We start from the raw sequence: 20,770 nt of genomic DNA on the forward strand, positions 1-20,770 counted from the left end.
ATTAAAATATTGGAGGCTAGACCGCTTCAATCACTCTCTCCACTAACAGTTCTGATAGTAGTCGATGGGCCTCTTCGAGCGTTAAATCAATCCTGATATCAACGCATGAACAGGTGCCATCATGTCAATCCAAGAGCAAGACCACGAACTGCAAACACCTGACTCTTTTTTATTCCCTCCCATTGTGTCTGACACAGAAAATGATGTGTTGAACTACAACAACCTCACCATCAGCCCTGTCGTAAAGGTTCCGCCCTGGATTGGAGTCAACAGCCAATCAAAATTATGGATGCATTGTGAATGCACATACGCCGATGGGCGCGGCGGTGTCATTGAGCTGGCAGAAGCCGTACCCGTGGGCGATGCGACAGACGCATCAATATTCTCCTGTGAACTGCCACTTGATGAGCTGGCCAAGTTGGGCGACAACACTAACCTTGCCATCATCCTGACGGTCAGTATCGATGGCGCAGAGGAAAAACAATCCTTCAGCAGTATCCGCTACAACCTGATGTTTCAACACCCTATAGCCCTGACCAATTACAGCCGCTGGATGACAGATATCGGCACCTCCCTGGAACACTTGAAAATACGTGATCTGATACTACCCGAAGCCCATAATTCGGGCGTCGACCAGGAAGGGGCGGGGTGGCCGGCTGATTGGTGGGCGGCTTGTCAGGACGACACTTTTGCCTATCAATTGAACGGTGGTATTCGAGCGCTCGATCTGCGAATGTACGGAGACAGGTCCACGCGCAGGTTTGAACACAACGGTTATCACGCACATCGTTACTTATCCGGATGCAACATCGCAGTCGATCGTTTCACAGAACAAAATCCTGGCGAAATAGTGATTTTAGACTTTCATGAAGTATTCGTGGGCGAGTTTGCGAAAGACGCCTTAAGTGAACTGCTATTCAGAATCCGTAATCGTTGTATCCCCGCCGACGCACACGACCTTACGATCAAACAAATCCGCAGCCGATACCCTGGAGCAAATATTGTTATCGCGTGGGACTATCCACATCCACTTTGCTGGAAAAAAGTTCATCAGACATGGACTGGACAGCCAGACAACGGCGCAGGCCAAATTGCCATGCACATGGACAAAATCTGGAGCGAACCGCTGCCAACCGGACTTTGGTCAATGTTTGCATGCGGCTACGATACGTTTTCGGGCCTGTACGTTATAACTCTTCAGCGATTTTCTGGGAGCTTTTTTTTTAGCAGAGTGGGATCGGATAATTATCGCCAGCCCACCAGGGGCAATATGATTAACATTGATTTTTTCGCTGGAACTGGTGCTGTCGACAAATGTATAAATGCCACACGAGCCAGGGCAAGTAAAGCCGCGCAATCTGCCGCCTCGCACCTTTACATCACCCGGATAGGCACCCGTGACGTTCAATTGGAATGGGGCAACCCAGCAGAAACTGGACGCCTTTCCGGCTACAATATTTTCCAGAACGGAACATATCTTGCTACCATCCCTTCATCCCACCCCAGAAAATATTCGATCGCAGGATTAGCTGACGGCAGAACCTATCACTTCCAGGTTATCGCCGCCTTCACCGATGGAATCGGTGCTGCTGCTGAAGCCACCGTGGTCATTCCAGACGTCACAAACCCCAGCAGACCCTATGACCTCCGACTTCTGACCTATGACTTCACAACGATAGCGTCCCTTGTATGGGAAAAGTCGATTGATAATATCGCCGTCAGTCACTACGAGATTTATCGTGACGACGAACCGACACCCATACGTACAACTACAGATTTGAGCATCATCGTCGAAAAAACGTCTGACGTTACATATGTAGTCCGCGCAGTGGATGCCAGCGGCAACTATGCTGACTCTGATCCGCTGATAGCGATCGGCGACTTTCTCCCACCCAGCCAACCTGGCAACTTTAAAGCCACTGTTACGAACTATAACACCGTCACTCTGACATGGAATCCGTCCAGTGATAACGTCGCAGTCGACAACTACCAGATTTTCCGCGACCAGATACCACTTGGAGTCACTGACAGTAACTTTTTCAGCGAAATCGTCAATGACGGTACCTACACTTACAACGTGCGCGCGCGGGATGCGAGTGGAAACCGCTCTACCTTTTCCGATGGGGCGACGCTCAAGATTGGACGCCCCTCCAAACCAACCCAGCTCAGGGCAACGGACTTTGCTGGTAAAACCTACATTGCGTGGGACGGTCCAGCGGCCAATGTTGGTTTCTTCTATGAGATTTACCGAAACGAGGTTCCGCTCGGCACGGTCGACCACCATTCGGGAATGCAAAGCTTTCTGACCGAAAACGTGGTCGTTCCGTCATCAATCGTGGTGCGAGCATGGAATTTTGCAGGGGACTATGTCGACTCTGATCCGGTGACACCGATCGGCGACCCGTTACCAGACACAACCGCCCCTTCCAAGCCAACCCACCTGCGATCCCTCGCTGTCACCGGCAACTCCGCCTTCCTGGAGTGGGCCGCATCCAGTGATAACGTCGCGGTCACGGGCTATCAAATCTTCCGCAACAACGATCCGATCGCCACGATTAACAACACCCGTTACACCGCCAGTGGCTTGACCAATGCGACCTCCTATATTTTCAAGGTGCGGGCGCTGGATGCTGCCGGGAACTTTGCCGACTCCGATCCACTGACAGTCAAGACACTAGACACAACCGCCCCTTCCAAGCCAACCGATTTCAGAGCCTATTACGTCACTCACAACTCAGCCATTCTGGACTGGAAGGCAGCGACCGATAACGTCGGAGTAACCAGGCATAAGCTCTTCCGTGGCGACGAATGGCTCGCAGATATCGACAGCACGGATACCTATATCCGTCACTGGGTGATGAACCTGGCCAGTGGTACCACGTACGTCTTCAAAATCTGTGCGGTGGATGCCGCCGGAAATACTGGCGATTTTGAATATCTTACGGTCCACACTGCAGGTTCGAACATGAATCCGCCGACCAACCTGCAATTCCATCGGCTTTCCAATCAGGTCGGAACTATCCAATGGGAACCACCGACTGAGAGTGGCGGTGTTACCGGTTATCAACTGTCTCGTGATGGACAAGTCATCCGGGAGCTTTCGCAACTTAGTTTCATGTTCACTAATTTGAAGGGGGGTACTACGTATCTCTTCGAGGTGCGCGCGATACGCGATGGAATGTACTCTGTCCCAGCCTCCATCAGGGGTTGATTGACGGTACAGGAAGGCCGTGATCTTCACGGCCTTTTTCGCGCAGGAACCTTACAGTACCTGCTTTAGAAACGCCCGAGCCCTTGGATCCCTCGGCGAGGCAAAGAACTCGTCCGGCGAAGCGTCTTCCAGCAATTTGCCATGATCAAAAAACAGTACCCGGTCCGCCACTTCCCGCGCGAAGCCCATTTCGTGGGTCACGCAGACCATGGTCATGCCTTCCAGCGCCAAGGTTTTCATCACGTCCAACACCTCGCCGACCATTTCCGGGTCGAGCGCCGAGGTTGGCTCATCGAACAGCATCACCTTCGGATCCATCGCCAACGCACGAGCAATCGCCACCCGCTGCTGCTGACCGCCGGAAAGACGCGATGGAAATTCGTTGGCCTTTTGCGCAATACCGACCTTCTCCAGCAACGCCAGAGCCTTGGCCTCACGCTCTTTCTTGCCGCGCTGGCGCACGACTTTCTGCGCCAGGCAGAGGTTTTCCAGCACGGTCATGTGCGGGAACAGGTTGAAATGCTGGAACACCATGCCGACTTCGCGGCGGTAGGCGTTGACGTCGGTTTTCGGGTCGGCCAGCTGCAGGCCGTCGATGCTGACCGAGCCCGAGTCGAATTCTTCCAGGCCATTGAGGCAACGCAGGAAGGTCGACTTGCCGGAACCGGACGGGCCGATCACCACCAGCACTTCACCCTTGGCCACTTGTGTGGTGACGTTGTCCACCGCGCGAACCACCTGGCCGCGGGTGTCGAAGACTTTTACCAGATCGCGGACTTCAATCACTTTGCGCGAGCCTCCGCTCAAGCCGGCTGGCGATTTTCGACAGCGGCAGGTTGATCAACAGGTACAACCCAGCCACGCAGAACAGGATTTCGAACGGCGAGAACGAGGTGGTGATGACTTCGCGACCGCTTTTGAGCAGTTCGGTAATCGCGATCACCGACACCAGCGAGGTGTCCTTGACCAGACTGATGAATTGCCCGGCCAGCGGCGGCAATACGCGCTTGAAGGCTTGCGGCAGCACCACATGACGCATCGACTGGCCAGCGCTCAGGCCCAGGGAGCGCGCCGCTTCGTTCTGGCCGCGGGCGATCGACTGCACACCGGAACGGATGATCTCCGCCACGTAGGCGCCGGTGAACAACGACAGTGCGGCGATCCCGGCGAATTCCCGGGACAGGTTCATCACGGTGCCGATGAAGAAGTAGAAAATGAAGATCTGCACCAGCAGCGGCGTACCGCGTACCAGTTCGACGTAAATCGTCGAGAGGTCGCGCAGGGTCGGGTTGTTCGACAGCCGGCACAGGCCGGTGGCGAGGCCGATCAGGAGACCGAGCACGCCGGACACCACGGACAACCACAAGGTGGTCCAAAGGCCCCACATCAGTGGTCCTGCGGCCCACTGGCGGGTGACACCAATCACATCGCCTTCAGCCACATCGTCGCCCTGGGCGACTTGCAGGCTGTTGTCGTCGACGACCAGGCGTTGCTCGTCGCCAGCATCGTTGCGCAGGGTGACTTCAGCCTTGTCACCCTTGCGCACCAACTCGCTGACGGTGGAGATGTCGGCGGCGCGTTGGGATTCTTCGGCGTGGTAGGCGAAGTATTGCGGTATACGGTTCCAGCGCCATTCGTAGGACATCAGCGAGGTGGCGTAGTACAGGGCGCCGGCCAGGCCGATGAGCACCAGCACGGTTAGAACGTGCCAGGGCCATTGGGCTTTTTTATGTTTCATTTATCAGCAATTCCGAATTCTGTGTCGCCAGGGAGGCCGTCTTCGCGAGCAAGCCCGCTCCCACATTTGATCGCATGCTCAGCTGGCGACTCGGTCTAATGTGGGAGCGGGCTTGCTCGCGAATGGGGCGACGCGGTCTATCTGACCGGGCCTTATTCCATGTCCTTGAGCCAAGCGGTGTCTTTGAACCACTTGTCATGAATACGATCGTAGGTGCCGTCTTCGTGGATCTGGTGCAGGAAATTGTTGATGAAGTTGATGCTGTCGTAGTCACCCTTCTTCAGACCGAACGCCAGCGGCTCGTAGGTGAACGGCTTGTCGAGGAACACCAGCTTGCCGTTGCCGAACTTGTTGACCGCGACCACGTTGTAGGGCGCGTCGTAGATAAAGGCGTCGGCCTTGCCGTTGACCACGTCGAGCACCGCTTCCTGCTCGTTGTCGTAGCCGTGGTATTGGGCTTTGGAGATCAGCTTGCGGGCGACCATCTCGCCGGTGGTGCCGAGCTTGGAGGTGATCCGGTAGTCGGCGGTATTCAGGTCTTTGTACGACTTGATCGTGCCTTCCAGCTCCTTGCGGATCAGCAGGGTCTGGCCGACCACGATGAAGGGTTCGCTGAAGTTCAGGCGCAGGTTGCGTTCCTGGGTCAGGGTCATGCCGCTGCCGATCATGTCGAACTTGTCGGTGAGCAACGCCGGGATGATGCCGTCGTAGCCGGTGGACACCAGTTCCAGCTTGACGCCCATGGCTTTGGTCATGGCTTTGAGAATGTCGACTTCAAAGCCGATGATCTCGCCGCGTTTGTTGGTCATTTCGAACGGCATGTAGGTCGGGTCCATGCCGACTTTCAACGTGCCACGCTTGACCGCGTCGTCGATGGCACCGGCCTGCGCCGCGCTGACGGCAACCAGTGCCGTGACGCCGACCAGCAGCATCGAGAGATACTTCTTCATCATCAAGTCCCCAAAACCATTGCGTTGTGAAGCGCGCAAACGGCGGGTTTCCCTTGGGAAACCGGCAGATACGAACAGAAAGTTGTCCGGGCGCACCAATTCGGGGACGGATGCTAACGCACTCGGGCGTTTGCACAAGGGTTTACACAGGATTTGTTGGTTCGAGCGGGGCCGGAAAGCAAAAGATCGCAGCCTTCGGCAGCTCCTACATTGTCCGCGTGTAAACCGGATCCTGTAGGAGCTGTCGAAGGCTGCGATCTATTAAAGGCTCCCCCGCTTCCTTATCAGAAGCGGGGGCTTTGATCACGCCAACTGAGGCTGCACGCTCAGCGGTTTGAGCGGCAACAACGGTGCATGGGGATCGGCCTTCACCGATTTGCGCCACGCCTGCAGCCACTCGGGGTGACTTTCGTCCCAGATCTGCTCGTGCAAGCGACCCAAGGCCACCGGATCACTCAGCAACTCCACTCGCTCTTTGTTGGTCAGCCCGTCTGGCCCGACTTTCATTGCGTGACGGACCCGCTCGATGCGCAGCCATTCGATCGGCTCGGCCTGACGATGGCGCGAAGTCGCCAGCGAGCACGCCAAGGCGTTCTGCTGTGGATCGACCACTGCCCGGACAAAGCCGTCGTTCAGCGCATGCCAGCGGTTTTCGTGGGTGTACTGGTCGGTGGCCAGCAATTCCTGTGGCGGATTGTATTCCTCAGGGATCAGGAACAGGCTTTCGTCACGGGACTTGAGGCCCAGGCCGACACGACTGGAGATCACCGACACCGGGATCGACAGCATCAACGAACCGACGATCGGCACCAGCCACCAGAGGAAGCTCGGGTTCAGCCAGATCACCAACAGCGCCCAGAAAAAGCCCAGCAAGGTTTGCGGACCGTGGCGTTTGACCGCTTCGCTCCAGGGTGTGGAGTCATCGTCACGTTGCGGCGAGTTCCAGGTCGCGGCCCAACCGAGGAACGCGGCGAGCACGAAACGGGTATGGAAAATCATCCGCACCGGTGCCAGCAGCATGGAGAACAACATCTCCAGCAGCATCGACAACGTCACCTTGAACTTGCCACCGAACTCTTTCGCGCCCTTGGCCCAGATCAGGATGATGCTCAACAACTTCGGCAGGAACAGCAGCACGACGGTGGTCGAGAACAGCGCGATCGCCTTGTCCGGGTGCCATTGTGGCCACAGTGGATAAAGCTGGCGTGGTTCGAGGAAGTACTGCGGCTCCATCAGCGTGTTGACCGCCAGCAGCGCCGTCGACAATACCAGGAAGAAGAACCACAACGGCGCCGACAGGTACGACATCACACCGGTCAAGAACACTGCCCGGTGAACCGGGTGCATGCCCTTGACCAGGAACAGGCGGAAGTTCATCAGGTTACCGTGGCACCAGCGACGGTCACGCTTGAGTTCGTCCAGCAGGTTCGGCGGCAGCTCTTCGTAGCTGCCCGGCAAATCATAAGCGATCCACACACCCCAGCCGGCACGGCGCATCAGCGCGGCTTCGACGAAGTCGTGGGACAGAATCGCACCGGCGAACGCGCCTTTACCGGGCAACGGCGCCAGGGCGCAGTGCTCGATGAACGGCTTCATGCGGATGATCGCGTTGTGGCCCCAGTAATGGGATTCGCCCAACTGCCAGAAGTGCAGGCCGGCGGTAAACAATGGACCGTATACACGGGTCGCGAACTGCTGCATGCGCGCATACAGCGTATCCATACCCGACGCGCGCGGCGCGGTCTGGATGATCCCGGCGTCCGGCGTGGCTTCCATCAAGCGCACCAGGCTGGTCAGGCATTCGCCGCTCATCACCGAGTCAGCGTCGAGCACGACCATATATTTGTAGTCACCCCCCCAACGACGGCAGAAGTCGTCGAGGTTGCCGCTTTTACGTTTCACGCGGCGGCGACGGCGGCGATAGAAGATCTTGCCGAAGCCCTTGGCTTCGCGGCAGACGTCCAGCCAGGCTTGTTGCTCGGCCACGCAGATGTCGGCTTCGTTACTGTCGCTGAGCACGAAGAAGTCGAAGCGATCAAGGTTACCCGTGGCAGCGACCGACTCGAAGGTCGCTCGCAAACCGGCAAACACCCGCGGCACGTCTTCGTTGCAGATCGGCATGACCAGTGCGGTGCGCGCGTCCTTGGGGATCGGCTCGTTACCGGCGCTTTTACCGGAAATCCGGTATTTGTCATGGCCGGTGAGCAACTCGAGGAAGCCCATCAATGCGGTCCAGAAACCGGCCGATACCCAGCAGAACAGAATCCCGAACAGGATCAGGATGCTGGTTTGAAGCGCATATGGCAGCACTTGCGTGACGGTTTGCAGGAACGGCTGGTGCAGGACTTCATCCAGGTCGACGAACGACCAGCCCTGGTACGGCATGATGCCTTTCATGTACCAGCCGGCGACGATGGTCTGACCGAGCATCAGTACCAACAGAATGTAACGCCGGATCGAACCGACAGTGCGCCAGCGAGCCGCCGGCAGCACGTTTTCGTCTTTCGGTGGCTTCGGCGGGTTGGTGCGGCCGGTCAGGCGACGCCAGCCACGTACCAGAATATTGGTGCGCCACGGCTCCGGCACGACTTTGGTCCGACGAATCGGCGGGGTCGCCCGCAGGCAGACCCGGCCGCTGGCGTCGAGCGCCAGCATTTCGGCGTCCGCCAGTTCTTCGGCGGTGTTCAGGGTCAGGCGACGCCCCACCGAGGCTTGGGCAGCCTCGGTCGGTGCGTCGAACGTCGAAGACGACAGGCGTTCGTGCAATTCGCTGAAGGACTGGCAGCCCGCGAGTTCCGCGCGCTGCTCGTCGGTCATCGGTAAATGCGCCAGATACTCGGCAAGCGTCTCTGGCTGTACTTGAGAATTACTCATCGGCAGGCAACTGGTAGCTCCAGGTCTCGGTCAGGACTTCTTCAGTCGGCGCCGATTCCGGTGTGACTGGGGCCGCGTCGGCAGCTGCAGGCTGCTTGGCGTCTTTGTTGTCCTTGTCCTTGGAATCCGCGACAGGCTTGGCTTCGGCCTGTTTGGCTTCAGCTTGCTTGGCGTCCTTGGCTTCCTTGTCCAGCTTCTCCTGCTGCTTGGCGGCGACCTTGTCGGCCTTGGCAACGGAAGAGTTGGAGGCCGGCACGGCCTTGGCAAGGTCGGCAGTCACGATGTTCTTGACCAGTGCTGCACGCATTTCCGTGGCCTTGCTCGGGTCCTTGATCTTCATGCGCAGGGTCAGGCGCCAGCCCTTGGTTTCAGGGTTGTAGCGCACGCTGTTCTCGACCAGCTCGGCATTCTCGCCAACGCTGACCTGGCTGCGAACTTCCGTATCTGCAGGCAATGCCAACAGCGACGGGCCTTCGAAGTCCACCAGGTAGGCAACGCTGCCATCGGGCTGACGGATCAGGTTGGACTGTTTCACGTCACCGGTGGAACGCAGGGTCTGTTGTACCCAAGCGCTGTCCGGCGCATGAAGGGAGGCTTCGTCGATGGTCCAGTGCATGCGGTAGGCAACGTCGAGCGGCTGGCCAGGCTCAGGCAGCTTTTCCGGGCTCCAGAACGCCACGATGTTGTCGTTGGTTTCGTCGGCGGTCGGAATCTCGACCAGGTCTACAGAACCCTTGCCCCAATCGCCTTTCGGTTCGATCCAGGCACTCGGGCGCTTGTCGTAGCGGTCATCGAGGTCTTCGTAATGGCTGAAGTCGCGGCCACGTTGCAGCAGACCGAAACCGCGCGGGTTTTCGATGGAGAAGTTGCTGACAGCCAGGTGTTTCGGGTTGTTCAGTGGGCGCCAGATCCACTCGCCGTTGCCGGCATGGATCGACAGGCCGCTGGAGTCATGCAGCTCGCGACGGTAGTTCAGCACCTTCGACGGCTGGTTGGCACCGAACAGGAACATGCTGGTCAACGGCGCGACGCCAAGCTTGGTGACTTTGTCACGCAGGAACATTCTAGCCTTGACGTCGACCACGGTATCGCTGCCCGGACGCAGGGTCAGGCGATACGCACCGGTGGCGCGCGGCGAATCCAGCAGGGCGAAGATCACCAGGTGCTTGTCACCCGGTCTTGGCTGCTGAATCCAGAACTCGGTGAAACGCGGGAACTCTTCGCCGGACGGCAACGCGGTATCGATGGCCATGCCGCGGGCGGACAAGCCATAGGTATGCCCCTTGCCGACCACGCGGAAGTAGCTCGCGCCGAGCATCGTCATGATCTCGTCTTGCTTGTCGGCCTTGTTGATCGGGTACAGCACACGGAAACCGGCATAACCCAGTTGTTCGGTGGCTTTAGGGTCGAACTTGACGTCGCCAAAATCAAACCGCTCAGGGTCGTATTTGATCTCTTCGACGGTGTTAGCCGTGATTTCGTTGATTTTCACCGGAGTATCGAAGTGCATGCCCTGGTGATAGAACGACAGCTTGAACGGGGTTTTCTGATCGGCCCACTCGGCTTTCTCGGTGCGGAAACGAATTTTCTGATAGTCCGCGAATTTCATCTCGCGGAATTCGTTCGGCAGGTTACTGCGCGGGGCTTCGTATTTCTGCCCGGCCAGCTCTTTTGCCTTGACCGATACATCATCCAGATTGAATGCCCATAGCTGGCCGGCGCTGAGCAGGCAGAGCAGTGCAGAGCCCGCTACCAGAGCGCTTCGGAACCGTTTGGCAGACAATTTTGGTGCATTACAGGGACTAACAATCACGAGCAACCCTCGCCGAAAACAGATCAAAAAACCAACGGCCAGTTAAAGCGCCAGCACGGTGTGCGGTGTAAAAAACCGACCCTGCGAAACACTCTTGCCAAGTTGGCGAGCATTGTTCCGACTCCTCTGGGGCTAAATGATTCCCCAACAGGTCTCGGACAAGTCTCTACCTAAGTCAAAATGGGCCAACGAACGCTGATCCCCGTAACGCGCGATTATCTAGTATGCCGCGTTACAACACATCAGGGGCAACCCAGTATTTCTCGCGAAAAAACCCTGTTTTCAGTCGAAAAGCGCTCAAAAACATGTTTCAAGCGCTTTCAGGTCTGTAACAGAAAGGTCACCGGGCCATCGTTGACCAGGTGCACCTGCATATCCGCGCCGAATCTACCTGATGCCACAGTGCCATGCACCTGTTTCGCCTTCTCTAAAAGATAGCCGAAAAGTTCCTCTCCCAGGGCCGGGGGCGCCGCAGTCGAAAAACCCGGACGCAACCCGCTTCGGGTATCGGCGGCCAGGGTGAACTGAGAGACCAGCAGCAGCCCGCCGTCGACATCTGCCAGGGACAGATTCATCTTGCCCTCGGCATCGCTGAATACTCGATAGTTAAGCAGCTTATGCAGAAGTTTGTCGGCACTGGCCCGAGTATCCTCTGGTTCGACCGCCACCAGCACCAGCAAACCCTGGTCCACTGCGCCAACCACCTCCCCCGCTACCTCGACTCGCGCGCCTCGCACGCGTTGCAGCAGAGCCTTCATGCTTCTTCAGGCGCCAGATCGAGCAGACGCCGGGCCATCAGATCGGCGGCACGCACCAGCGCATCGGTAATGCCGGGCTCGGAAGCGGCATGGCCTGCGTCACGGATCACCTGCAATTCACTGTTCGGCCAGTTCTGATGCAGTTCCCAGGCATTATCCAGCGGGCAGATCACGTCGTAGCGACCGTGGACGATGACCCCGGGCAGATGGGCGATCTTGCCCATGTCGCGGATCAGCTGGTTCGGCTCGAGGAACGCGTTGTTGGTGAAGTAGTGACATTCGATGCGGGCGATGGACAACGCGCGCTGTGGCTCGGAAAAACGGTCGACCACCAGCGGGTTCGGACGCAGGGTCGCCGTCCGGCCTTCCCACATGGACCAGGCCTTGGCCGCGTGCATCTGGGCGATCTGGTCGGTGCCCACCAGGCGCTTGTGGAATGCCGAGAGCAAATCGTCGCGCTCATCCTGCGGGATCGGCGCGATGTAGTCTTGCCAGTAGTCGGGAAACAGTCGGCTCGCACCCGCCTGGTAGAACCACTCGATTTCCTGCGGACGGCAGAGAAAAACCCCGCGCAGAATCAGGCCGTGGACACGCTCCGGGTGGGTTTGCGCGTAGGCAAGGGCCAGGGTCGAACCCCACGAACCACCGAACAACACCCATTTGTCGATGCCCAGGTGTTTGCGGATGCGCTCGAGGTCGGCGACCAGATCCCAGGTGGTGTTGTTTTCCAGGTTGGCGTGGGGGGTGGAGCGACCGCAACCGCGCTGGTCGAACGTCACAATGCGATACAGGTTCGGATCGAAATACCGGCGGCTCTGGGCATCACACCCTGCGCCTGGGCCGCCGTGGATGAACACTACCGGCAAACCTTCCGGTGAACCGCTTTCGTCGACATAGAGCGTGTGAGTTGCATCGACAGCCAGATCATGCCGGGCGTGGGGTTTGATCTGCGGGTACAAAGTCTGCATTGCGCGCTCCGTAAGGGGTCGAGGTCATCCCTGGGGGGACATCTATTATTCTGCCGTCCGGCATCATAAACCCGAATTACGTCAGAGCACGATCCCCTGTAGGAGCGAGCTTGCTCGCGAAAAACTTGAGGGCGCCGCAGAGTGTCAGACTTGGCGCGTTTTCGTTAACGACCATCGCGAGCAAGCACGCTCCTACAGGGGCTGGTGGTCGCGTCGAACTATTATCCGTAGTGCTTTTCACCCCAGGCCAACAACCCTTGCAACAATTCCTTGAGCACAACCTGCGTCGGCCCTGCCAAGTCCGGGCGATAGCGGAACGGTTCGAACTCTTCCATGTACGTGCACTGGCCCAGCTCCAGTTGCACCGCATGAATGTTCTCGGCTGGATTCCCGTAATGCCGGGTGATGTGGCCGCCCTTGAAGCGACCGTTCAGGACATGGCTGTAATCGGCATGACGCGCGCAGATCGCTTCGAGCTGAGTGGCCAACTGCGGATCGCAACTGGCGCCATTGAAGGTGCCAAGGTTGAAGTCCGGCAGCTTGCCGTCGAAGAGGTGCGGGATGATCGAGCGGATCGAGTGCGCATCGAACAGCAGCGCATAGCCGAATTTGGCCTTCAATCGCGCCAACTCGTTTTGCAAGGTGCTGTGGTACGGCGTCCAGATCTGCTCCAGATACGTCGCCCGTTCGGCCGCCGAGGGCTGCATGCCCTCACGGAACAATGGAATGCCGTCGAACAGCGTCGCCGGGTACAGGCCGGTGGTCGCGCCGACATACAGCGGTTTGTCGTCCGACGGTCGGTTCAGGTCGATGACAAACCGCGAGTACTCGGCAGCCAGGGTGCTGGCACCCAATTCTGCAGCAAATTCGTAAAGCCTCGGGATGTGCCAGTCGGTGTCCGGCAGGCTTTTCGCGTCGGCTATCAACCCGGCTTCGACCGCCGGGGTCAGCCGCAGACCGGCGTGGGGCATGCTGATCAGCAGCGGCACGCGGCCTTGTTGGAAGTTAAGAACTTTATCCACGACTGCTCTCCTGAATGCTGGTTTCAACGCCGTGACGCACGACGCGTTTTTCCAGGTCGCCGCCCAGCCAGTACGCCAGGTCGGCGGGCCGATCGATTTGCCAGGCGACAAAGTCCGCGACCTTGCCGGCTTCCAGCGAACCGTGGGTCTGGGCCATGCCCAATGCGCTGGCGGCATGAATCGTAGCGCCCGCCAGGGCTTCTTCCGGGGTCATGCGGAAACAGGTGCACGCCATGTTCAGCATCAAGCGCAACGACAACGCCGGTGAAGTGCCGGGGTTGAGGTCGCTGGCGATGGCGATTTTCACCCCGTGTTTGCGCAGGGCGTCCATCGGCGGCAATTGGGTTTCCCGCAGGAAGTAGAACGCCCCTGGCAGCAACACCGCAACGGTGCCGGACTCGGCCATGGCGATGGCGTCGTCTTCGGTCATGAATTCCAGGTGATCGGCCGACAGTGCATGGTAACGCGCTGCCAGACTCGAACCGTGCAGGGACGACAGTTGCTCGGCATGCAGCTTCACCGGCAGGCCCAGCGCTTGCGCAGCGATGAACACGCGTTCGACCTGCGCCGGCGAGAACGCCAGGTATTCGCAGAACGCATCCACCGCATCCACCAGGCCTTCGGCGGCCAGGGCCGGGAGCATTTCAGCGCAGATGTGATCGATGTAGTCGTCGGCGCGATCGGCGTACTCCGGTGGCAAGGCGTGGGCGGCCAGGCAGGTGCTGCGCACGCTGACCGGCAGTTCGGCGCCGAGGCGGCGGATCACCCGCAGAATCTTGCGCTCGCTGGCCAGGTCCAGACCGTAGCCGGATTTCATCTCGACCGTGGTCACGCCGTCGTGGATCAGGCTTTTCAGACGCTTGGCGGCACTGGTGAACAGTTCGTCCTCGGTCGCCGCGCGAGTGGCACGCACGGTGCTGGCGATGCCGCCGCCGGCCGCCGCGATTTCCGAGTAGCTGACGCCTTGCAGCCGCTGTTCGAATTCACCGCTGCGGTTACCGCCGAACACCGTATGGGTGTGGCAGTCGATCAGGCCCGGCGTTACCCAGGCCCCGTTCAAATCGTTGACGGCCGGGTATTCACCGGGCGGCAGTTCAGCGCGTGGGCCGATCCACTCAATGTGCGCACCGGACGTCACGATGGCCGCATCCTCGATGATCGAGTAGACGCCCTGCGCCATGGTTGCGACGTGGCAGTGTTGCCAGAGAGTTTTCATCCCGAGTTCCTCGTCTTGTTCAAAATCGATTCGCTGGCAAGCCAGCTCCTACAGGGTGGTGTTGGGTACATAACATGCACACGACACAACACCTGTAGGAGCTGGCTTGCCAGCGAAGAGGCCCTTACAGGCTCGGCAGCAACTTCGCCGACACCAGTTCGTTCAGGCAACGCGTCGCCAACAACTCGCTGGCCGCATTGATGTCCGGCGCAAAGAACCGGTCTTTCTCATAAAACGGCACTTCTTTACGCAGAATCGCCCGAGCCTGCTCCAGCTTCGGCGAAGTCTTCAGACCCTCACGCAAATCCAGCCCCTGGCACGCCGCCAACCATTCCACGGCCAGCACCCCGCGAGTATTTTCCGCCATTTCCCACAGACGCTTGCCGGCCGCCGGCGCCATGGACACGTGGTCTTCCTGGTTCGCCGACGTCGGCAGGCTGTCCACCGAATGCGGGTGGGACAACGCCTTGTTCTCGCTGGCCAGTGCCGCCGCCGTCACCTGGGCGATCATGAAGCCGGAGTTGACCCCGCCGTTGGCCACCAGGAACGGCGGCAGTTGCGACATGTGCTTGTCCATCATCAGCGAGATACGGCGCTCGCTCAGGGAGCCGATTTCAGCGATGGCCAGGGCCATGTTGTCGGCGGCCATGGCCACCGGTTCGGCGTGGAAGTTACCGCCGGAGATCACGTCGCCTTCAGCGGCGAACACCAGCGGGTTGTCGGAGACCGCGTTCGCCTCGACGGCAAGCACTTCGGCGGCCTGACGGAACTGGGTCAGGCAGGCACCCATGACTTGCGGCTGGCAGCGCAGGGAGTACGGGTCCTGGACCTTGTCGCAGTTCTGGTGCGAGTTGGAGACTTCGCTGCGCTCACCCAACAGATCGCGGTAAGCGGCAGCGGCGTCGATCTGGCCTTTCTGGCCGCGAGCGGCGTGGATGCGCGCATCGAACGGCGAGCGCGAGCCCAGCACGGCTTCAACAGTCATGCCACCAATGGCCAGGGCGCCAGCAAACAGGTCTTCGCCTTCGAACAAACCGCGCAATGCATAAGCGGTCGAAACCTGAGTGCCGTTGAGCAGCGCCAGGCCTTCTTTCGCCGCCAGGGTCAGCGGGGTCAAGCCGGCCACTTTCAGCGCTTCGGTCGCTTCCATCCATTCGCCTTTGTAGCGCGCCTTGCCCTCGCCCAGCAGCACCAGCGACATATGGGCCAACGGCGCCAGGTCACCGGAGGCACCGACCGAACCTTTCAACGGAATGTGCGGATACACCTCGGCGTTGATCAGCGCGATCAACGCGTCGATCACCACGCGGCGAATGCCGGAGAAACCACGGCTCAGGCTGTTGACCTTGAGCACCATGACCAGGCGCACCAGGGCATCGCTGATCGGCTCGCCGACACCGGCGGCGTGGGACAGCACCAGCGAGCGCTGGAGGTTTTCCAGGTCTTCGCTGGCGATGCGGGTCGAGGCCAGCAGGCCGAACCCGGTGTTGATGCCGTAGGCAGTGCGGTTCTCGGCGAGGATCTGTTCCACGCAGGCGACACTGGCCTCGATCTGCGCCGAGGCGCTGTTGTCGAGGGTCAGTTTCACCGGCTGCTGATAGACATCACGCAGTTGGGCAAGGCTCAGTTGGCCGGGAATCAAATTAAGCGCAGTCATTTTTTGCTCCTTTTGAGAGTGTTATTAACTACCAGACGCTCCGGAGATATCCGTTGTCCGTCGCTTCCCGCCTTTCTGAGGGGGCTGGCGCCTTGGCACGCTGGTTTTGTATGGAAATCAGTGCAAATTCGGCAAGGCTTTTTGCAGCAAGACCGGGTCTTTCAAAACGCCCGCGGCGGCGGCGATGTCCGGCGCCAGCCAGCGGTCCTGATCGTAGGCTGGAACCCGTTCGCGCAGCAGACGCCATGCGGCATCGGTGCCGGCGCCGAAGCGTTGTTCCTTGAGGAATTCAAACGCCTGGGCCGCCAGAAGATATTCGATGGCGAGGATCTGCGTGCAGTTTTCCAGCGCGCGATGCAGCTTCAGCGCCGCGTTGGTGCCCAGGCTCAGGTGGTCTTCCTGCAGACCCGAGGTGACGTAGTTGTCGAGCACCGCCGGTTGCGCCAACTGGCGGTTTTCCGCGCACAGGGAAGCGGCGACATACTGGACGATCATCATCCCGGAGTTCACCCCCGGGTTGGCCACCAGAAAGGCCGGGAGACCGCTGACGTGCGGGTTGATCAAACGGTCCAGACGCCGCTCGGCGATGGAGCCGATTTCTGCCATGGCGATGGCCAGCAGGTCGGCCGCCATTGCCACGGACTGACCGTGCGGGTTGGCCTGGGACACGATACGGAAATTGTCCGGAGTGCCCAGCAGCATCGGGTTGTCCGTGACCGAGTTGAGTTCGATTTCAATCTGTTGAATCGCGTGCGCCAGTTGATCCCGTGCGGCGCCGTGGACTTGCGGGATCGACCGGATGCTCAACGCGTCCTGGGTGCGAATGCCTTTGCTGCTGGCGATCACTTCACTGCCATCGAGCAAGGCGCGCAGGTTGACCCCGACCCGTTGCATGCCCGGATGCGGTTTAAGCGCGATGATTTCGGCATCGAACGCCGCGATCTGGCCGCGCTGGGCTTCGAAGCTCATCGCGCCGATCACGTCAGCCCACTGCACCAGGCGCGTGGCGTCGGCAATCGCCAGGCAGCTGAGGCCGGTCATGCACGGCGTGCCGTTGACCAGGCACAAACCGTCCTTGGCGCCGAGCTGAACCGGTTGCAGACCTTCTTCTGCCAGTGCCTGCTGCGCGCCAATGATCTGCCCGCGATAGCTGACATTGCCGACTCCCAGCAGCGCGATGCCGATGTGAGCCATGTGGGTCAGGTAACCGACCGAACCCTGGGATGGCACTTGCGGGGTTATGCCGCGGTTGAGCAGTGCCAGCAGGGCTTCGACGACCTGGCGATGAATGCCGGATTTGCCATAGGAGTACACATGGATCGCGGCGCACATGATCGCGCGGGTCTGTTCGTCGGCCAGCGGAGCGCCAACGCCGCAGGCGTGACTGAGCAAGGTGTTGCGCGACAGTTGGCTGAGTTGCTCGTCTTTGAGCGAGACGTTGCACAACGCTCCCAGACCGGTGTTGACGCCATAGGCGCGTTCGCCGCTGGCGACGATGCGCTGGACAATGGCCTGGGCATTCTCGATCCGCGCCCAGGTCTGGGTCGACAGCTCCAGTTGTGCGCCACGGCGAGCGACTGCGACCACATCCTGCCAGCGCAACGGGGCGTCGGCGATAACGATTCTTTCAACCTGGGACATCTTCAACCTCGTGCGTACAACCTGAATATTGATGCAGCTTCACTGACGCCTTCGCGAGCAAGCCCGCTCCCACATTAGATCTGTGGTGTTCACAAATTTTCGGCACAACGTCGAACAAATGTGGGAGCGGGCTTGCTCGCGAAGAGGCCGGCACTATCACCGCAAATCTCTTTAAACCACCGCAGCCCGCCGCTGCACGAACCGGTCGACATACTCATCCGCCGGCGAATGCAGGATCTCTCTCGGCGTACCGACCTGAATCAGCCGGCCGTCCTTGAGGATCGCAATGCGGTTGCCGATCCGCACGGCCTCGTCGAGGTCGTGGGTGATGAAGACGATGGTCTTGTGCAGGGTCTTTTGCAGCTCCAGCAACTGATCCTGCATTTCAGCGCGGATGAGTGGATCAAGGGCGCTGAACGCTTCGTCCATCAGGATGATGTCGGTGTCCGCCGCGAGTGCGCGGGCCAGGCCCACACGCTGGCGCATGCCGCCCGACAACTGATGCGGGTATTTGTTTTCGTAGCCCTTGAGGCCCACGGTGTTGATCCAGTGCAGCGCGCGCTCGGTGCACATCTGCTTGCTCTCGCCACGCACTTTCAGGCCGTAGGCGACGTTGTCCACCACGGTTTTGTGCGGCAACAGGCCGAAGCTCTGGAACACCATGCTGATCTTGTGTCGGCGAAATTCGCGCAGGGCGTCCATGTCGTATTGCAGGATGTCCACGCCGTCCACCAGGATCGCGCCGCTGGTCGGGTCGATCAGGCGATTGAAGTGGCGCACCAGCGTCGACTTGCCGGAACCCGACAGGCCCATGATCACGAAGATCTCGCCGGTGCCGATGCTCAGCGACAGGTCGTTGACGCCGACCACGCAGCCGGTTTCGGCCAAAACCTGGTCCTTGGTCTTGCCCTGGCCGACCATGGCCAGCGCTTCCTTGGAGCGGTTGCCGAAAATCTTGAAGACGTTCTTGACTTCAATCTTGCTGATGGCTTCGTTGTTCATTTGCTCACCTCATGCCGTGGCCGACCATACGCCTGAGTAATGCGGTCGATGACCACTGCCAGAATCACGATCGCCAGACCGGCTTCGAGGCCTCGTCCGACGTTGAGGGTCTGAATCCCCACCAACACGTCTTCGCCCAGGCCACGGGCACCGATCATCGAGGCAATCACTACCATCGACAGGGCCATCATGGTGGTCTGGTTTATCCCGGCCATGATGCTCGGCAGGGCCAGCGGCAGTTGCACGCCAAACAGTTGCTGCCAGCGGTTGGCACCGAAGGCGTTGATCGCTTCCATCACTTCACCGTCGACCTGGCGAATGCCCAGGTCGGTCAGACGGATCAGCGGTGGCGCCGCGTAAATGACGGTGGCGAAAATCGCCGGGACCTTGCCCAGGCCGAACAGCATCAGCACCGGGATCAGGTACACGAAGCTCGGCATGGTCTGCATGATGTCCAGCAGCGGCATCAACACCGAACGCAGGCGATTGCTGCGCGCCGAGAGAATGCCCAGCGGAATGCCGATCAGCACCGAGATGACCGTCGCCACCATCATCAGCGCCAGGGTCTGCATCAGCTTGTCCCAGAGGCCGACCGCCCCCACCAGGAACAGCAGGCCGACGATGACGGACGTGGTCACGACTTTGCGGGTCGCGTGCCAGGCAACGCCCGCCACGATCGCCAGCATCAGCCACCAGGGGGCCGCACGCAGCAGCCCTTCAAGATTGACGATGGCCCACAACAGGGTGTCGGAGATGCTGCGGAACACATCGCCGTAGTTGGTGACCAGCGAATCGACCCAACTGTTGACCCAGTCGGCGATGGAAAAAGTAAAGTTTTCGGGAAACATAAGAGACTCTCAATCAAGGGGTTGCGATCAAGCATCCGACTGCCGCTGACGGCAGCCGGTAAAGCTCGACCTACAAGGCCGCGTCGATCTTTTTGGCTGCGTCTTCGCTCACCCATGCGTGCCAGACTTCAGGATGTTCCTTGAGGAAGATTTTCGCCAGTTTTGGTGACTCGATCCGCTCTTTGGCCATGCGCCCGAGGTTCTGGTTCAGCAGGTCGATCGGCAGGTTGACCTTTTCCAGCACGGCCACCAGTTCCGGGGCTTGCTCGTGGAAGGTTTTGGACAGGCCGACCTTGATGGTCACGCTCTTGTCCACACCCGGTTTTTCTTCAAGCTTGACCAGGTCGACCTGGCCCATCAGCGGGGTTGGCGACCAGTAGTAGAACAGGATCGGCTCGCCACGCTTGTAGCTCGACAGCACCGCTGCATCCAGCGCCGGGCCGGTGCCTGGGCGGAAGTTGGTGTAGGTGCTTTCCAGGCCGTAGCTTTTGAGCATTTCGCTGTTGTCCAGCTCACAGGTCCAGCCGGCCGGGCAGTTATAGAAGCGGCCCTTGGATGGCTCTTCCTGGTCCTTGAACACGGTGGCGTATTTGCCCAGATCGGCGATCGCCTTGAGGTCCGGGGCTTTTGGCTCCAGCTTGCGCTTGGCGTCGCCTTCGATCACGTAACGCGGCACATACCAGCCTTCGACCGCGCCAACGACCGGAGCGCCGACACCGACCACCTTGCCGGCCTTCTCGGCCTTGTTCCAGACTTCGCTGCGGCCGACCCATTCTTCGGCGAACACTTGAATATCGTTGCTGCTCAGGGCGTTTTCCATGGTGATGGAGTTGCCTGGCAGGCTGTCCGTCTTGCAGTCGTAGCCTTTCTCCAGCACCACTTGCATGACATCGGTCAGCAGCATGCCGCTTTCCCAGTTCAGGCCGGCGAATTTCACCGGTTTGCCCGACTCGCACCAACCGGCTGCCTGAGTGGCGCCGGCACTGGCGAGCAGGCCCATGGAAAGCAATGTGGTCAGCAGGGTCTTGTTCGATTTCATTGTGTGACGCTCCTAATCATGAATTGGCTTACG

At 59.5% G+C, this 20,770-nt stretch carries 15 protein-coding genes and 1 pseudogene; 1 reads left to right on the forward strand and 15 read right to left on the reverse strand.

What is annotated here, in order from left to right:
* The first annotated feature begins 121 nt into the window (after positions 1 to 121).
* Positions 122 to 3,211 (forward strand): fibronectin type III domain-containing protein, encoded by a 3,090-nt coding sequence (locus tag BZ163_RS19140; RefSeq protein WP_128872215.1) that lies wholly within the window; start codon positions 122 to 124, stop codon positions 3,209 to 3,211.
* 51 nt (positions 3,212 to 3,262) lie between these two features.
* Here BZ163_RS19140 and BZ163_RS19145 read toward each other — a convergent pair whose 3' ends face one another.
* The 15 genes and pseudogenes from BZ163_RS19145 to BZ163_RS19210 form a co-directional block, all read right to left on the reverse strand.
* On the reverse strand, positions 3,263 to 3,997 hold the full coding sequence (locus tag BZ163_RS19145) for an amino acid ABC transporter ATP-binding protein (RefSeq protein ID WP_128872216.1): 735 nt from the start codon (positions 3,995 to 3,997) through the stop codon (positions 3,263 to 3,265).
* Positions 3,990 to 4,949, reverse strand: coding sequence for an amino acid ABC transporter permease (locus BZ163_RS19150; RefSeq protein WP_128872217.1), 960 nt, complete (start codon positions 4,947 to 4,949; stop codon positions 3,990 to 3,992). Before BZ163_RS19150 ends, BZ163_RS19145 begins: the two co-directional genes overlap by 8 nt.
* 152 nt (positions 4,950 to 5,101) lie before the next feature.
* Entirely contained in the window at positions 5,102 to 5,899 is a 798-nt protein-coding gene (locus tag BZ163_RS19155; RefSeq protein ID WP_128872218.1) for a transporter substrate-binding domain-containing protein, read from the reverse strand.
* Positions 5,900 to 6,202: 303 nt separating this feature from the next.
* Entirely contained in the window at positions 6,203 to 8,773 is a 2,571-nt protein-coding gene (gene mdoH / locus BZ163_RS19160) for a glucans biosynthesis glucosyltransferase MdoH (RefSeq protein ID WP_128872219.1), read from the reverse strand.
* The gene (locus tag BZ163_RS19165; RefSeq protein WP_128872220.1) at positions 8,766 to 10,586 is read right to left on the reverse strand and encodes a glucan biosynthesis protein; all 1,821 of its coding nucleotides are present in this window, start codon (positions 10,584 to 10,586) and stop codon (positions 8,766 to 8,768) included. The genes mdoH and BZ163_RS19165 overlap by 8 nt, the downstream gene beginning before the upstream one ends.
* 320 nt (positions 10,587 to 10,906) lie before the next feature.
* Positions 10,907 to 11,344, reverse strand: coding sequence for a D-aminoacyl-tRNA deacylase (dtd, locus tag BZ163_RS19170; RefSeq protein ID WP_128872221.1), 438 nt, complete (start codon positions 11,342 to 11,344; stop codon positions 10,907 to 10,909).
* The gene (gene pip, locus BZ163_RS19175) at positions 11,341 to 12,312 is read right to left on the reverse strand and encodes a prolyl aminopeptidase (protein WP_128872222.1); all 972 of its coding nucleotides are present in this window, start codon (positions 12,310 to 12,312) and stop codon (positions 11,341 to 11,343) included. Before pip ends, dtd begins: the two co-directional genes overlap by 4 nt.
* A 97-nt stretch (positions 12,313 to 12,409) precedes the next feature.
* Positions 12,410 to 12,487: pseudogene (locus BZ163_RS35770) on the reverse strand (outer membrane lipoprotein carrier protein LolA); the annotation flags it as partial.
* 46 nt (positions 12,488 to 12,533) lie between these two features.
* The gene (gene hutG, locus BZ163_RS19180; RefSeq protein WP_128872223.1) at positions 12,534 to 13,334 is read right to left on the reverse strand and encodes an N-formylglutamate deformylase; all 801 of its coding nucleotides are present in this window, start codon (positions 13,332 to 13,334) and stop codon (positions 12,534 to 12,536) included.
* Positions 13,327 to 14,550, reverse strand: coding sequence for an imidazolonepropionase (gene hutI / locus BZ163_RS19185; RefSeq protein ID WP_128872224.1), 1,224 nt, complete (start codon positions 14,548 to 14,550; stop codon positions 13,327 to 13,329). The genes hutG and hutI overlap by 8 nt, the downstream gene beginning before the upstream one ends.
* Positions 14,551 to 14,674: 124 nt before the next feature.
* Complete coding sequence (hutH, locus tag BZ163_RS19190) at positions 14,675 to 16,207, reverse strand: histidine ammonia-lyase (RefSeq protein ID WP_128872225.1); 1,533 nt, start codon at positions 16,205 to 16,207, stop codon at positions 14,675 to 14,677.
* A gap of 117 nt (positions 16,208 to 16,324) precedes the next feature.
* Positions 16,325 to 17,848, reverse strand: coding sequence for a histidine ammonia-lyase (gene hutH, locus BZ163_RS19195; protein ID WP_128872226.1), 1,524 nt, complete (start codon positions 17,846 to 17,848; stop codon positions 16,325 to 16,327).
* A 171-nt stretch (positions 17,849 to 18,019) separates the two neighbouring features.
* Positions 18,020 to 18,850, reverse strand: coding sequence for a glycine betaine/L-proline ABC transporter ATP-binding protein (locus BZ163_RS19200; RefSeq protein WP_128872227.1), 831 nt, complete (start codon positions 18,848 to 18,850; stop codon positions 18,020 to 18,022).
* A complete protein-coding gene (locus BZ163_RS19205) occupies positions 18,847 to 19,698 on the reverse strand; it encodes a proline/glycine betaine ABC transporter permease (RefSeq protein WP_128872228.1) in 852 nt (283 codons plus the stop codon). The genes BZ163_RS19200 and BZ163_RS19205 overlap by 4 nt, the downstream gene beginning before the upstream one ends.
* Before the next feature lie 70 nt (positions 19,699 to 19,768).
* The gene (locus BZ163_RS19210) at positions 19,769 to 20,737 is read right to left on the reverse strand and encodes an ABC transporter substrate-binding protein (RefSeq protein WP_128872229.1); all 969 of its coding nucleotides are present in this window, start codon (positions 20,735 to 20,737) and stop codon (positions 19,769 to 19,771) included.
* Positions 20,738 to 20,770 lie beyond the last annotated feature (33 nt).

Source organism: Pseudomonas sp. VI4.1 (assembly GCF_002029345.1).
Taxonomy (GTDB): Bacteria; Pseudomonadota; Gammaproteobacteria; order Pseudomonadales; family Pseudomonadaceae; genus Aquipseudomonas.